General features: G+C 73.4%; 15 protein-coding genes. 8 read left to right on the forward strand and 7 right to left on the reverse strand.

The window, feature by feature from the left end; genetic code table 11:
- Nucleotides 1–32 precede the first annotated feature (32 nt).
- Nucleotides 33–221: a hypothetical protein gene (locus GA0070610_RS02545; protein WP_089003214.1), complete on the forward strand. Its 189-nt coding sequence runs from the start codon at nucleotides 33–35 to the stop codon at nucleotides 219–221.
- Between the two features lie 176 nt (nucleotides 222–397).
- Here the strand turns inward: GA0070610_RS02545 and GA0070610_RS02550 are convergent, their stop codons facing one another.
- The 3 genes from GA0070610_RS02550 to GA0070610_RS02560 are packed head-to-tail and all read right to left on the reverse strand — an operon-like array spanning nucleotide 398 to nucleotide 3,112.
- On the reverse strand, nucleotides 398–1,282 hold the full coding sequence (locus tag GA0070610_RS02550) for an ABC transporter permease (protein WP_088998533.1): 885 nt from the start codon (nucleotides 1,280–1,282) through the stop codon (nucleotides 398–400).
- Entirely contained in the window at nucleotides 1,272–2,051 is a 780-nt protein-coding gene (locus GA0070610_RS02555; RefSeq protein WP_088998534.1) for an ABC transporter ATP-binding protein, read from the reverse strand. Before GA0070610_RS02555 ends, GA0070610_RS02550 begins: the two co-directional genes overlap by 11 nt.
- Nucleotides 2,048–3,112 (reverse strand): ABC transporter substrate-binding protein, encoded by a 1,065-nt coding sequence (locus tag GA0070610_RS02560; protein ID WP_088998535.1) that lies wholly within the window; start codon nucleotides 3,110–3,112, stop codon nucleotides 2,048–2,050. The genes GA0070610_RS02555 and GA0070610_RS02560 overlap by 4 nt, the downstream gene beginning before the upstream one ends.
- Before the next feature lie 263 nt (nucleotides 3,113–3,375).
- Between GA0070610_RS02560 and GA0070610_RS02565 the strand changes: the two genes are divergently transcribed.
- The 3 genes from GA0070610_RS02565 to nudC are packed head-to-tail and all read left to right on the forward strand — an operon-like array spanning nucleotide 3,376 to nucleotide 6,961.
- Nucleotides 3,376–4,686, forward strand: coding sequence for a M16 family metallopeptidase (locus tag GA0070610_RS02565; protein WP_088998536.1), 1,311 nt, complete (start codon nucleotides 3,376–3,378; stop codon nucleotides 4,684–4,686).
- Entirely contained in the window at nucleotides 4,683–6,026 is a 1,344-nt protein-coding gene (locus GA0070610_RS02570) for a M16 family metallopeptidase (protein WP_088998537.1), read from the forward strand. Before GA0070610_RS02565 ends, GA0070610_RS02570 begins: the two co-directional genes overlap by 4 nt.
- Nucleotides 6,023–6,961 (forward strand): NAD(+) diphosphatase, encoded by a 939-nt coding sequence (gene nudC, locus GA0070610_RS02575; protein WP_088998538.1) that lies wholly within the window; start codon nucleotides 6,023–6,025, stop codon nucleotides 6,959–6,961. Before GA0070610_RS02570 ends, nudC begins: the two co-directional genes overlap by 4 nt.
- A gap of 189 nt (nucleotides 6,962–7,150) precedes the next feature.
- Here nudC and GA0070610_RS02580 read toward each other — a convergent pair whose 3' ends face one another.
- The 3 genes from GA0070610_RS02580 to GA0070610_RS02590 all read right to left on the reverse strand — a co-directional run bounded on the left by GA0070610_RS02580 (nucleotide 7,151) and on the right by GA0070610_RS02590 (nucleotide 8,931).
- The gene (locus tag GA0070610_RS02580) at nucleotides 7,151–7,426 is read right to left on the reverse strand and encodes a hypothetical protein (protein ID WP_089003215.1); all 276 of its coding nucleotides are present in this window, start codon (nucleotides 7,424–7,426) and stop codon (nucleotides 7,151–7,153) included.
- Between the two features lie 214 nt (nucleotides 7,427–7,640).
- Entirely contained in the window at nucleotides 7,641–7,877 is a 237-nt protein-coding gene (locus GA0070610_RS02585) for a DUF397 domain-containing protein (protein WP_088998539.1), read from the reverse strand.
- A gap of 73 nt (nucleotides 7,878–7,950) precedes the next feature.
- Entirely contained in the window at nucleotides 7,951–8,931 is a 981-nt protein-coding gene (locus tag GA0070610_RS02590) for a helix-turn-helix domain-containing protein (protein WP_088998540.1), read from the reverse strand.
- Nucleotides 8,932–9,158: 227 nt separating this feature from the next.
- Between GA0070610_RS02590 and GA0070610_RS02595 the strand changes: the two genes are divergently transcribed.
- Nucleotides 9,159–10,460 (forward strand): MFS transporter, encoded by a 1,302-nt coding sequence (locus GA0070610_RS02595; RefSeq protein WP_088998541.1) that lies wholly within the window; start codon nucleotides 9,159–9,161, stop codon nucleotides 10,458–10,460.
- Nucleotides 10,461–10,600: 140 nt separating this feature from the next.
- Here the strand turns inward: GA0070610_RS02595 and GA0070610_RS02600 are convergent, their stop codons facing one another.
- Nucleotides 10,601–10,843 carry a mycoredoxin gene (locus GA0070610_RS02600; RefSeq protein ID WP_089003216.1) on the reverse strand — a complete coding sequence of 81 codons (243 nt, stop codon included), beginning with the start codon at nucleotides 10,841–10,843 and terminating at the stop codon, nucleotides 10,601–10,603.
- A gap of 92 nt (nucleotides 10,844–10,935) precedes the next feature.
- Here GA0070610_RS02600 and GA0070610_RS02605 point away from each other — a divergent pair, with 92 nt between their 5' ends.
- The 3 genes from GA0070610_RS02605 to GA0070610_RS02615 all read left to right on the forward strand — a co-directional run bounded on the left by GA0070610_RS02605 (nucleotide 10,936) and on the right by GA0070610_RS02615 (nucleotide 13,978).
- Nucleotides 10,936–13,098 carry an ATP-dependent DNA helicase UvrD2 gene (locus GA0070610_RS02605; RefSeq protein ID WP_088998542.1) on the forward strand — a complete coding sequence of 721 codons (2,163 nt, stop codon included), beginning with the start codon at nucleotides 10,936–10,938 and terminating at the stop codon, nucleotides 13,096–13,098.
- A 127-nt stretch (nucleotides 13,099–13,225) separates the two neighbouring features.
- Complete coding sequence (locus GA0070610_RS02610) at nucleotides 13,226–13,483, forward strand: hypothetical protein (RefSeq protein ID WP_088998543.1); 258 nt, start codon at nucleotides 13,226–13,228, stop codon at nucleotides 13,481–13,483.
- Nucleotides 13,484–13,612: 129 nt separating this feature from the next.
- Nucleotides 13,613–13,978 carry a WhiB family transcriptional regulator gene (locus GA0070610_RS02615; RefSeq protein ID WP_088998544.1) on the forward strand — a complete coding sequence of 122 codons (366 nt, stop codon included), beginning with the start codon at nucleotides 13,613–13,615 and terminating at the stop codon, nucleotides 13,976–13,978.
- Nucleotides 13,979–14,104 lie beyond the last annotated feature (126 nt).

Raw genomic sequence — 14,104 nt, forward strand, 5'->3', positions numbered from 1 at the left:
CGGGCGGAAGCGCCCGGCGGGGAGGGGTGACCATGGTGGGCGACGCCGGCTCGGGCGCGGCGCGGGAACTGCTGCTGGTGCTCGCGGTGGCGCTGGCCGGGCTGTTGCTCGCGGTGGTCGCGGTGTTCACACCGTGGCACGCGGCCCCGGACGGGGCCGCGCCCGCCGCTCCCGTCGAGCTTCGCAGCCCGACGGAGCAGCCGGCCACCACCGTCGGCTGACCGTCACGAGGCCCCGCCTGCCCGTCGCCGGGAGCCGGTGCGCGGTCAGCGGGCGCGGGTTTCCCCGGTCGGTCAGCGTGCCCGCCTTGACCAGCTCGGCGCCGCCGACCGGAGCCGAGGCGGCAACGGCGAGCATGGCCCGGAGCGCGTAGTCGTTGCGCGCGGAGACGTACCCGTCACTGACCCGCCTGGTCCAGCACGCCCCAGCGCCGCCGGATCGCCTTGTCCGCCGCCCCGAACGCGGCGTCGACCACCAGGCCCAGCACCAGGATCACGATCATGGTGGAGATCAGCCAGGGGGCGTCGGACAGCTCCCGCGAGTACGTCAGTTGCGCGCCCAGCGAGGTCTGCGAGATGCCGACCACGATCAGCTCGCCGGCCATCAGGCTGCGCCAGGAGAACGCCCAGCCCTGCTTGAGGCCGGCCACGATGGCCGGCAGCGCGGCGGGCGCGATGACGTACCGGTACAGGTTCAGCCCTCGGGCGCCGAGGTTGCGGCCGGCCCGCAGCAGCAGCGGCGGCACGTAGTCCACGCCGGCGATGACGCCGTTGGCGATGGACGGCGCGGCACCGAGCACCACCACGAAGAAGATCGCCTTCTCGCTCAGCTCGAACAGCAGGATCGCCAGCGGGAACCAGGCGATCGACGGCATGGTCTGCAACGCGGTGATCATCGAGCCGATCGCGGCCCGCAGGATGCGCGACCGGGCCACCGCCAGGCCGAGCAGCAGGCCGACGGCGACCGAGAAGAGGTAGCCGAGGGCCGCCCGGCGCAGGGTGGTGGCCAGCCCGTCCCAGAGCTGTACGCCGCTGACCTGCCGGAGCAGCTCCCGGCCCACGGCCGCCGGGCCGGGCAGCGAGTACTCGGGTTTCCAGCCGGTCCAGACCACGACCTGCCAGGTGGCGAGGGCGAGGGCGAGGGCGGCCAGCTTCGGCCAGGTCGCCGCCCAGAGGCGGCTGGCCCGGGTGCGGCTCTGATCCCGCCCGGCCAGTTCCAGGGCGTCCAGCCCGGAGATCTCCGCGTCGGTACGCGGGGCGGTGGCGAGGGTGTCACCGGCCATGGCGGCCCACCTCCGTACGCAGGCGGTCGGTGACCTCGGCGGCGATCGCGGCGACCTCGGGGGAGTCGATGCGGCGCGGCCGGGGCACGTCGACCGGGGTGGACCAGATGATCCGGCCGGGTCGACTGGAGAGCAGGATGATCCGGTCGGCGAGCCGGGCCGCCTCGCGGACGTTGTGCGTCACGAAGAGCACGGTGAGCCGCCGCTCGGTCCAGATCCGTTCCAGCTCGTCGTGCAGGATGTCCCGGGTCATGGCGTCGAGCGCGCCGAACGGCTCGTCCATCAGCAGCACCGGCGTGTCCAGGGCGAGGGTGCGGGCCAGCGCCACCCGCTGGCGCATGCCGCCGGAGAGCTCGTGCGGGCGCTTGCGGCCGAAGTCGGCCAGGTGCACGGCGGCCAGCAGTTCGGCGACCCGCCCCCGCCGGGCGGCCCGGGGCAGCCCGCGCAGCTTCAGCGGCACCTCGACGTTGCCCTCGACGGTCAGCCAGGGGAAGAGGGCCGGTTCCTGGAACATCAGTCCCGGGTCGACGCCCTCGTCGAGGGCGATCCGCCCGCCGCTGGGCCGGTCCAGGCCGGCGACCAGGTTGAGCAGGGTGCTCTTGCCGCAGCCGGAGGCGCCGACCAGGCAGACGAACTCGCCGGGCGCGACGTCGAGGGAGACCCCGTCGAGGGCGACGACGGCGTTCGCCCCGCGCCCGTACACCTTGCTGACGCCGTGCAGCGCGACCGAGCCGGTCGCGCTGCGTGGCGTCGTCGTGGTCGACGTCATGGTCGGCCGACCTCGGGCTTGCCCTGGCCCTTGAGCACCTCGTTGAGGTGGGTCAGGTCGTAGAGGCCGTCGAGGCTGACCGGCTGGGTCAGCCCGACCGCGACGGCGTGGTCGAGCCCGGTCTTCAGCGACGAGGCGATCGGGTCGTTGGTGAACTCCAGCGTCGGCCACGCCTGCTTGATCAGCTTGAGGTCCAGCGGCTTGCCGCTGATCTTTCCAATGTGGTCGGAGATGGCCTGGTGCGCCTCGTCGGGCCTGCCGTTGACGAACTCGTTGGCGGCCACCTGGCCCTCGACCAGCTTCTTCACCACGTCGGGGTGGGCCTTGAGGAACTTGGTGCTGACGATCAGGTTGGTGATGACGAACTTCCGGCCCGGCCAGAGGTCGCGTTCGTCGACGAGCACCTTGCCCCCGGCGTTGACCAGCCGGGACACGAACGGCTCGGGCACCCAGGCACCGTCGACCGCCCCGCTGCCGAACGTCTCCACCGTCTGGGCGTTCTCCTGGGGGATGATCTTGACGTCGCCGCCCCCCTCCTTGGTCGTGGTGAGGCCCTTCTCCTTGAGCCAGTGACGGATGGCCACGTCCTGGGTGTTGCCCAACTGCGGGGTGGCGATCTTCCTGCCCCGCAACTGCTCCACGCTGGTGATCTCGGGCTTGACCACGAGCGCGACGCCGCCGGAGGCCGCGCCGGAGATGACCCGGACGGCCTCGCCCTTGGACTTCGAGAAGGCGTTCACGGTCGGGTTCGGGCCGATGTACGTGGCGTCGAGCGCGCCCGAGAAGATCGCCTCGATCGCGGCGGGGCCGGCGTTGAAGGTCTTCGTCTCCAGCTTGACGTCGCCGCCGAGCTTCTCGGCGAAGATGCCCTTCTCCACGCCGACCACGGCCGGCGCGTGGGTGATGTTGGGGAAGTAGCCGAGCCGCAGCGTCGTCGGGCCGGAGCCGCCGCCCGCGCTCTCGCTGTCGTCGCCGCAGGCGGCGGCGGTGCCCAGGGCCGCCGCGCCGACGACGGCGAGGGTGGCCAGGGAGACCCACCGACGCAGGGGGAGCCGTCTCATCGTCCATCCAATCCGCAGTATTCCTACTTAGTCGATAGGAAGACTGGGTGAGGCGGTGGGCCGTCGTCAAGGGGCGACCACATGCCGGGAGCGGCATCTCAGAAAAGGCGGCAATCCCTACTTGCTGGATGGGCTATCCGCCTACTGTCCCCGGCGCCGCCACCGGTCGGGAGGAACGACGGTCGCGGCACCCGGGGCGCCGGCCGGGGCGGCTGGCGACAGGTCGCCGATGGCGGAGGTGCCGACGCGCTAGGGTCGATCCCGTGGCGGCCCGGAGATCGAGAATTCCAACGACGAAGTACCCGGTCGAGCGGTTCACCCTCGACAACGGCCTGCGGGTGGTGCTGACGCCGGACCGCAGCGCCCCGGTGATCGGGGTGGCGGTCGTCTACGACGTCGGCATCCGCTCGGAGCCGGAGGGGCGCACCGGCTTCGCCCACCTCTTCGAGCACCTCATGTTCCAGGGCTCGGAGAACCTGGAGAAGCTGGCGCACTTCCGGCACGTGCAGGGGGCGGGGGGCACCTTCAACGGCTCCACCCACCTGGACTACACCGACTACTTCGAGACCTTGCCGAGCAACGCCCTGGAGCGGGCGCTGTTCCTGGAGGCCGACCGGATGCGCGGCCCCCGGCTGACCGAGGAGAACCTGCGCAACCAGGTCGACGTGGTCAAGGAGGAGATCCGGGTCAACGTCCTCAACCGCCCGTACGGCGGCTTTCCCTGGCTGACCCTGCCGCCGGTGCTGTTCGACACCTTCCCGAACGCGCACGACGGCTACGGCTCCTTCGTCGACCTGGAGTCGGCCACCGTCGCCGACGCGGCCGACTTCTTCCGCCGCTACTACGCCAGCGGCAACGCGGTCCTGGCGGTCGGCGGGGACATCGACGTCGCCGAGGCGACCACGCTGATCGAGCGGCACTTCGGCGACGTGCCGGCCCGCCCCGCCCCGCAGCGACCCGACTTCACCGAGCCCGACCTGACCGAGGAGCGGCGCACCTCGTACACCGACAAGCTGGCCCCGCTGCCGGCGGTGGCCGGCGCCTGGCGGGTGCCCGACCCGATCACCGACTTCGCCGCCTACCTGCCCTACGTCGTCCTGGCCGAGGTGCTCACCGACGGCGACGCGTCCCGGCTGGTCGAGCGGCTGGTCCAGCGCGACCGGGCGGTGACCAGCCTCGGCGGCTACGTCGGCTTCATGGGCGACCCGTTCGACGTGCGGGACCCCACGGCGCTGCTGCTCCAGGCGCACCTGCCCCCGAGCGGGGACGTGGACAAGGTGCTGCGCACCGTCGACGAGGAACTGGACCGGCTGGCCACCGACGGCCTGGCCGAGGGCGAACTGGCCCGTACCCAGGCCCGGATGGCGACCCACCTGCTGCGCGACACCGACGCGGTGCTCGGCCGGACGTTGCAGATGGCCGTGTTGGAGCAGCAGCGCGGCGAGCCGGGGCTGCTCAACGACCTGCCCCGGCTCGTCGGCGAGGTCACCGACGAGCAGGTCCGCGCCGCCGCGGCCACCCTGCGGCCCGAGCGCCGGGCGTCCATCGAGGTCATCGCCGGAGGTCACCAGTGACGGCAACCGCACAGGCCGCGCCCCGGGCGCTGCCACCGCTCGGCCCGAACCGTCGGCTCAAGCTGCCGAAGCAGGCCGAGCGCACGCTGGGCAACGGGCTGACCGTGATCGCCGTACGCCGGCCGGCGGTGCCGCTGGTGGAGGTGCGGCTGTGGATGCCGTTCGGCCGTGCCCACCTCGCCCGGGGCGCCATGCTCGCGCAGACCCTGCTCTCCGGCACGCGGACCATGTCCAGCGTGCGGATCGCGGCCGAGTTGCAGAAGGTCGGCGGCGGGCTTACCGCCGGGATCGACCCGGACCGGCTGATGCTCTCCGGCGCCGGGCTGGTCACCGGGCTGGACCGGATGCTGGAGATCCTCGCCGAGGTGCTGACCGACGCGAGCTACCCGAACGACGACGTCGCCACCGAGCGGGACCGGCTGGTCGACCGGATCCAGGTGGCGCGCAGCCAGCCGGCGCACCTGGCCCGCACCGCCCTGCTGCGGCGGGTCTACGGCACGCACCCGTACGCGGTGCAGACCCCCGAACCGGAGGCGGTCCGGGCGGTCCGGCCGGCGGTGCTGCGGACCCTGCACGCCCAGCGGGTGCACCCCGCCGACGCGGTGCTGGTGCTGGTCGGTGACGTGCAGCCGGAGCGGGCGTTGGACGCCGCCGAGAAGGCGCTCTCGGGGTGGAACGGCGCCGGGCACACCGCCGACCTGCCGCCCGCCCCGCCGCTGGAGTCGGGGCCGCTGCTGCTGGTCGACCGCCCCGGGGCCGTGCAGTCCTCGCTGCGGATCGCGCTGCCGGCGGTGCCCCGCACCCACCCCGACCATGCCGCGCTGCAACTGGCCAATCTGATCTTCGGCGGCTACTTCTCCTCCCGCTGGACGGAGAACATCCGCGAGGACAAGGGCTACACGTACGGGGGGCACTCCGTCGTCGAGCACTCGGTGGCCGGATCCGTGCTGGTCGCCGCCGCCGACGTGGCGACGGAGGTCACCGGGCCGGCGCTGCTGGAGACGACGTACGAACTCGGCCGGCTGGCCACCCTCCCGCCCGGCGAGGACGAGCTGGAACAGGCCCGCCAGTACGCCCTCGGCACTCTCCAGCTCGGGATCTCCACCCAGGCCGGGCTCGCCTCCCTGACCAGCGCGTACGCCGGCAGCGGGCTGCGCCTGGAGTTCCTGGCCGAGCACGCCGCCCGGTTGGCGAAGGCGACGGTGGCGGACGTGGCCGAGGTGGCGGCCCGCTACCTCGCCCCGGCCCGGGCGGCCACGGTGGTGCTGGGGGACGCCGAACGGATCGGGCCGCAGCTCGCGGCGCTGGTCCCGGTGACCACCGAGCCGGCACGGCCGTGAACGGGGAGGCCGCCCCGCCGCTGGCCCGGTCCACCCTGGACCGGGCGGCCCACCGGCGTACCGACCCGGGATGGCTGGCGCAGGCCTGGAGCCAGGCCCGGGTGCTGGTGCTCGACTCCGGCGACGGCGGCCGGGCCCTGGTGCGCACCGACACGTCACCGCCGTCGCTGGTGCTGCTCGATCCGGCCGGGCTGCCCGAGCCGACGGCACCGATCTTCCTCGGCGTCGAGCCGGACGGGGTCCCGGTCTTCGCCGTGGACGCCCCGCTGCCGGCGGTGCCGGGGGCCCGGGCGACGCACCTGCGCGAGGTCGGGCACCTGCTCGGCGACCGCGACGCCGGGCTGTTCACCACCGCGCTGGCGCTGGTCAACTGGCACCTGCGGCACCGCTACTCGTCGGCCACCGGGCACCCGACCGAGGTGGACGAGGCCGGCTGGTCCCGGGTGGACCCGGCGGGGGAGCGGATCTGGCCGCGTACCGATCCCGCGATGATCGTGCTGGTGCACGACGGCGTCCCGGGCCTGGACGGGCGGTGCCTGCTCGGCAACAACGCGAGTTGGCCGCACACCGCCGGCGAACGGCGCTTCTCCTGCCTCGCCGGCTACGTCGAGCCGGGGGAGTCGGCCGAGGCCGCCGTGCTGCGCGAGGTCCGCGAGGAGGTCGGCGTCCCGGTCGACGACATCGCGTACGCGGGCAGTCAGGCCTGGCCGTTCCCCGGCTCGCTGATGCTCGGCTTCCTCGCCACCGCGGACCCGGCGCATCCGGTGCAGGTGGACCCGACGGAGATCGCGTACGCCCGCTGGTTCTCGCGCCGGGAGATCGGCACGGCCCTGGCGGGGCGGCCGGTGGAGGTCGGCGGGGCCCGGCTGGTGCTGCCGCCGCCGTCGTCGATCGCGCTCTTCCTGATCCACCGCTGGCTCGACGGGCACTGCTGAACCGGGTGCCGCCGGCGGTGGCTGGGCCGCCGGGAGGCCGGGTCGGTGGCCGGGGAGGTCGTGCGGTCCCGGCCCGTGGCCGCCGTTGCCGCGACGGTCACGGACCGGGAACACGGGCCGTCGTGGTCGGCTGGGGCAAGGAACACGGCGGGGGAGCCGGTCCGACCACGACGGACGTCTGGGTGCGGGTCAGCTGCCCCGGTCGTCGGACGCGACCCGGAGCCCGCCGCCCGGCTCGTCGAGCGGGAGCACCTTGACCCGTTGCCTGCCGGAGCGGACCGCGCCGACGGTGGCGAGGGCCCGGGCCAGCAGCAGCGCGGCGTCGCGCTCCTCGGCGTGCACGATCTGGCGGCGCGGTTCGGGCGCCGTGGTCTCGTCCCGCAGGCGGCCACCGCACGCCCAGGCGGCGGCGATGTCCACGTCGGCGGCGGCGCGGATGTCGGTGCGAACGATCAGGAACCGCATACGGGTCTCCGGATGAATCGCGACGGTGGGGAACGGGTGGAAGTTCCACGTCACTCTGTCGTCATGTTACGCCGCGCGGTCGTCTCATCAAGTGAAACACGACGATTGGTCCGGAGGCTCGTCCGATCAGCGGATGCCTGGTCGGCGGGGTGGTACGGCGCGGACGCGACGGGGCCGCCGGCACCCTGCCGGCGGCCCCGCGACGGTCGACGGATCAGTTCAGATCGAACTGTCCGTTCTTCGCGCCGGCGATGAAGCCCAGCCAGCCCGCCCGGTTGAACAGCAGCACCGGACCGCACTGGTCCTTGCTGTCGCGCAGGGCCACCGCGACCGGCCCGGTCCTCAGTGGTGCGACCTCGACGCAGTTCGAGGTCTGGCTGCGCGTGCTCTTACGCCACGGGGCGTCGGCGAGCTGGTTGATCACGGCCGGCGTGTTGCGGATCTCGTTCATCGTGCCACTCCTGAGGTGAACTGCTCCGATGGAACGAGTGGCGCCGCACGACCCGAAGGTGGGACCCCCGTGATCACCGCTCCGTCAGGCGCCCGGAGTGCCGGCGACGCTGGGGCGGCGCCGTTGCCGACCCGTACGCCACCGTGGACGCGGTCGCCGTGTCGGGCAGCCGCCCCGTCGCCTCGATCAGCCAGGAGAGGGTGTCCGACTCGGAGAGCGCCGCCGTGCATAGCCACTCGAACACCACTTTATAGCGATTTAGGGCGTTTACCTCAGTCGACATGACGTCGGTGAACCCCCCTTCGATCGCGAGCGTCTCCGGATCGAGCGGATCGGCGAACCGGTAGACCGAGAACGCGGTCGGCGGGAGGTACCAGTCGCCGATCTGGGTGTCGCGCGGCAGCACGTGCAACGTGACGTTCGGCAGCATCGCCAGCTCGCAGAGCTGCACGAGCTGCTCGTGCAGCACCTCCGGCGGCGCGGTCCGGCCGCCGAGCGCCGCCTCCTCCAGCACCGCCGTGTAGCGGGGCGCGTCGACGGCGCGGTTGAGCAGCGACTGGCGGGCCAGCCGGGCCCGTACCTCGGTGTCGATGTCCTCCCCGGCCTCCGGATCGCCGGCCTCCTCGCCGACCTGCCGGGCCGAGGCGATCCGCACCGACGCGTACGCCGCCGTCTGGAGCAGCCCCGGCACCAGGACCGGGTTGTATTCCGAGATCTCCGCGCAGCCCGCCTCCAACTCGGCGAAGCTGCGCTGCTGCTGGGTCATCACCGGGTAGTTCCGCAGCCAGCCGCGGATGTCGCCGGCCTCCTGCGTGATGCCGAGGAGCTCCCGGCGTAGCGCCTCCTCGGCGCCGTAGAGATCCAGTAGCGCGCGGACGTCGTCCGGGTCCGGGCGGCTGCGGCCGTTCTCCAGCCGGGACAACTTGGACGCGGACGCCCAGCCGACCCGCTCGATGACCTGGTCTCCCGTGAGACCTGCGGCCTCGCGCAGTCGGCGCAGTTCGGTGCCCAACCTGCGTCGGCGCAGGATCGGGCTGGGTGAGGCAGGAGGCACGACGTCCTCTTTCCCGTGGACCGCCGCAGACGCGACGGTAACTGTATGAAATTCGCCCCCCACGGTCAGTATGGACGGCGCGCCTCCCGTCGGAGGCCCCGGTGGGGGGCGTGTCTCGCAGAAAAGAGGACCGTGGGAAGGGTGCGGCGGCCCGTACGACGCCGTCGGCCCGCCCGCGCCACCCCCGACCGCGCCACGCCGCGCACCACCCCCGCCGGAGGGACCCCATGCGCACCGTCCTGCGCCGCCCGGATTTCCGTCTGCTCTTCGGCGGCCTGCTGGCCAGCATGGCCGCCGAGTCGATCCTGCTGCTGGCCCTCGCCATCTGGGTGAAGGACCTGACCGGATCGGACGGGCTGGCCGGCGCCACCATCTTCGCCGTCATCGCCCCGATGACCCTGGCCCCGCTGGTGGGGTGGATCGTCGACCGCTACCCCCGCCGCCCGTTCTTCGTGGCGGCCAACCTGGCGACGGCCGTGCTGCTCACCCCGCTCCTCGCGGTGCGGGACCGGACCGACGTGTGGATCATCTACGTGGTGGCCGCCCTCTACGGCCTGTCGTACATCACCCTCAGCGCGGTGCTCAGTGGCCTGATCCGTCAGCTCGTGCCGGTGGAGCTGCTGGCCGAGGCCAACGGCGTGCTCCAGACCGTGCGCCAGGGGCTGCGCCTGGTCGGCCCGCTGGCCGGCGCCGGGCTCTACGCCGCCGTGGGCGGCTGGATGCTGGCCGTCATCGGGATGGTCGGCTTCCTGTCGGCCGCCGTCGTGGTGGGCCTGATCCGCACGACGGAGACGCCGCGGACCGGGGGCGGGGTGCGCTGGCCGGCCGAGGTGAGCGCCGGGCTGCGGCACCTGGCCGGGGAGCCGGCGCTGCGGCGGGCGCTGCTCGGCTACGGGCTGGGGTCGCTGGCGATGGGCTTCAGCGAGTCGTTGATCTTCGCGTACGTCGACCAGGGGCTCCGCCGCGACGCCGCGTTCGTCGGCGTGCTGGTCACCGTGCAGGGCGTCGGCGGACTGGTCGGCGGGCTGCTCTCCCCGGCCGTCGTGCGCCGCGCCGGCGAGGTGGGCACGCTCGCCGCCGGGGTGGCGTTCTTCGGTCCGGCCTCGTTGGCGCTGGTGTACCCGAACCTCTGGCTCGGCTTCGTCGCGGTGCTGCTGGCCGGCGTCTCGCTGCCGCTGACGATGGTCGGGCTGCACACGCTGATCCAGCGGCGCACCCCGCCGGGCCTGCTCGGCCGGGTCGCCGCGGCCTCCGAGGCGGTGGTGAGCGGTCCGCAGGCGCTCTCCATCGGCGCGGGGGCCCTGCTCGTCGGGGTGCTGGACTACCGCGTCCTGTTCGCCCTGATCGGCGTGGCCACCCTGCTCGCCGGTGGCTACCTCTGGCACGGCCGTGCGCTCAGCCCTCCGCCGCCCGCAAGGATCCCGGCGCCCCGCCGGCCCGCCGACGGGCCCGCCCCCGCGGACCCGGCCGGGGCCGGCAGCCAGCGGAGCGGGGCCGGGGGCCAGCGGGCCGGGACCGAGGGGTGGTGAAGCGAGGCCGGGGGGCAGGAGGTGGTCGGCACCACGCCACCGGGCCCGGGGCGCTGAGCCGTCCTGTCCGCCCCGCTGCGGCGGGAACGCGACGAGCGGCCGCCCGGGTGGGCGGCCGCTCGTCGTCGGTGCTGCGTCGGTCAGGCGTCGATCGTGGCGAGGTGCTGCTTGACCTGGGTGATCGAGGGGTTGGTCAGGGCGCTGCCGTCGGCGAAACGCAGCGTCGGGACGGTCTGGTTGCCGCCGTTGACGCTCATCACGAACTCCGCGGCCTTCGGGTCCTGCTCGATGTCGACCACCTCGTAGCCGATGCCCTCCCGGTCGAGCTGCGACTTCAGCCGGTGGCAGTAGCCGCACCAGGGGGTGGAATACATCGTCAGCATGCTCAGGTCCTCCAACGGTCCGCACGGCGGCTTGCCGATCAAGCCCAGGCTAATCGCTGCAACGTCCGGCGGAGCTGAGACAATTCCTCGCTGTGGCGGTTCACTCAGCATCCGAACGCGTGCTCGCGGGGCTCGACCCGGAGCAGCGCTCGGCGGTGACCGCCCCCGCCGGTCCGGTCTGCATCCTGGCCGGCGCCGGCACCGGCAAGACCCGCGCGGTCACCTGCCGGATCGCCCATCGGGCGCTCTCCGGCGAGATCTCCGCCCGGCACGTGCTCGCGGTGACCTTCACGGCCCGCGCCGCCGCCGAGATGCGGGCCCGGCTCACCGCGCTCGGGGTGGGTGGCGTCCAGGCGCGGACGTTCCACGCCGCCGCGTTGCGCCAGGTGCGCTACTTCGCGCCCCGGCTGCTGGAGGGTCGGGCGATGCCCGAGCTGCTGGACAGCAAGGTCCGGCTGGTCACCCTCGCTGCGGCCAAGGCGGGCCTGCGTACCGACCGGGCGGCCGCGCGCGACCTCGCCGGCGAGATCGAGTGGGCGAAGTCGTCGCTGGTGGAGCCGGGGGAGTACGTCGTCGCGGCGGCCAAGGCGATGCGGGACACCCCGCACGAGCCGGCCCGGGTCGCCGAGGTCTTCGCGGCGTACGAGCGACTCAAGCGCTCCAACGGCGTGATCGACTTCGAGGACATGCTGCGCGCCGCGGTCTGGGGCATCGAGGAGCACCGGGACGTCGCCGAGCAGGTCCGCGCCCAGTACCGGCACTTCGTCGTCGACGAGTACCAGGACGTCAACCCCCTCCAACAGCGGCTGCTGGACGCGTGGCTGGGCGGGCGGGACGACCTCACCGTGGTCGGCGACGCCAGCCAGACGATCTACTCCTTCACCGGGGCCACCTCGTCCTACCTGGTCGACTTCCCGCGCCGGCACCGGGGCGCGACGGTGGTCCGGCTGGTCCGCGACTACCGCTCCACCCCGCAGGTCGTCGGGCTGGCCAACGCGGTGATCTCCCAGGCGCGGGGCGCCGAGGCGCGACTGCGACTCGAACTGGTCGGCCAGCGTCCGCCCGGCCCCGAACCGGAGCTGCGGATCTTCACCGACGAGCCGGCCGAGGCCAACGCCGTGGCCGCGCGCTGCCGCGCCCTCGTCGACGCCGGCACCCCGGCGAAGGAGATCGCCGTGCTGTTCCGGACCAACGCGCAGTCCGAGGCGTACGAGAAGGCGCTGACCGAGGCGCAGGTGCCGTACGTGGTGCAGGGGGCGGAGCGGTTCTTCGAGCGGGTCGAGGTCCGACAGGCGATGGTCGCCCTGCGGGCCGCCACCCGGTCGATCCCCGGGGAGACCCCGCTGCCCGCCGCCGTCGTGGAGGCGCTCACCGCGGTCGGCTGGGCCCCCGACGCGGCCCCGGCCGGCGGCGCCGTCCGCGAGCGGTGGGAGGCGCTGGCCGCGCTGGTGCAGCTCGCCGAGGAGTACGCGGCCACCCCGCAGGTGCTGCCGATCGGGCCCGCCGCCTCGGTCGAGCGCCCGGTCACCCTGGCCGACTTCAACGACGAGCTGGCCCGCCGGGCCGCCGCGCAGCACGTGCCGACGGTCGACGGGGTGACCCTGGCCTCGCTGCACTCCGCCAAGGGCCTGGAATGGGACGCGGTCTTCCTGGTCGGCCTCTCCGAGGGCACCCTGCCCACCACGTACGCCAAGACCGTCGAACAGGTCGAGGAGGAGCGCCGGCTGCTCTACGTCGGCGTCACCCGGGCGCGGGAGTGGCTCTGGCTGTCGTACGCCTCGGCCCGCTCCCCGGGCGGGCGGGCCCGGCGGCCCTCGCGGTTCCTGCCGCAGCTCGACCGCTCCGGCGGGGCGGAGCGGGCCGGGGCCGCGCCGGCGGCGCGCCGGCCGGAGCGCCGCCGGACCCAGATCGTCTCCTGCCGGATCTGCGGCGCCACCCTGCTGGCCGGGCCGGACCGCAAGCTCGGTCGCTGCCCCACCTGCCCCTCGGACATCGACGAGGAGCTGCACGAACGGCTGCGCGAGTGGCGCCAGCGGGTGGCCGGCGGGCAGCGGGTACCGGCCTATGTGGTCTTCACCGACGCCACGTTGGTGGCGCTCGCGGAGCGGCGCCCCGGCCGGGCGGAGGAGCTGATCGCCATCGCCGGCATCGGGCCCCGCAAGCTCGGCCTCTACGGGGAGGCGGTGCTGGCGCTGGTGGCGGGCGCGGCGGTCGACGACGTCTGCCCGGAGAAAACTTTCGAAATCTCGCCGTAAATTCGTTTGCCCTCGCCCCGTGACGAGGAATAGCCTCATGGCACACCTCGCGAGCGGCGCCATTTCGGCTGCTCATGAGGGGTAGAGACCGTTTCGGCACGAGTGAACGTCAGAGGAGGTGGCCCCAATGGAGATCGTCTACATCTGCGAGCGTCCGGCGGCGCTGCCCGCTGTCGTCGCTCCGCTGTCGGCTGTCCGGGTGGCCCTCGCCGCTGCGCGACCGTCGGTTTCCCAGGTGCACCAGGTCGAGGCTCAGGCCGAGCTGATTCTCGTCCCCGCGCCGAACGGAATCCAGGGCACCAGTGGCTTCACGGGCAAGGGCGTCGATGCTGCCAAGCGTCACATGGACGTCCGCGGAGTTCCACCTCGAGGTAGACCGGTCTGATCCTCAGACCACCGGCTCACCTCGAGGCCGCGGAACCCGCTACCGGGATCCGCGGCCTCAGTTTTTTGCCCGCCAAGTACGTCGGAAGTGCGATCCACGAGATCGAAGTGAGAGAGAGGTGACCGGGCGATGAGTCTGGCGTTGGCCCCGCTCGACGTGAGCGTCGAAGTGGAGGCGAACCTGCCCTGCCGGAAGTTCGACCCCGACCTGTGGTTCTCCGACTCGCCCGCCGAGCTCGAGCTGGCCAAGTCGCTCTGCGGGGACTGCCCGCTGCGCGTCGAGTGCCTCGCCGGGGCGGTGGAGCGGGCCGAGCCCTGGGGCGTCTGGGGCGGCGAGATCTTCGAGCGTGGCGCGGTCGTCCCGCGCAAGCGGCCCCGTGGCCGTCCGCGCAAGGAGGACCTCGCCCGCGACGCGGCGCTCCGGGTCGAGGCCGAGGCACGACTGGCGGCCAGTGGGCTGTCCGAGTCGCGCACCACGGTCCGGCTGGCGGCCTGACATGCACCCGATCCAATCCACCCACGCCGGTGTCACGCCGGCGACGAGAGAGCTGACCACCATGCTGAACGTTCTTGACGGAGTCGCCGAGATGCAACTACTCCACGAAGCGTTGTCCCGGGCTCG

The sequence above is a fragment of the Micromonospora echinofusca genome (assembly GCF_900091445.1).
Lineage (GTDB): Bacteria > Actinomycetota > Actinomycetes > Mycobacteriales > Micromonosporaceae > Micromonospora > Micromonospora echinofusca.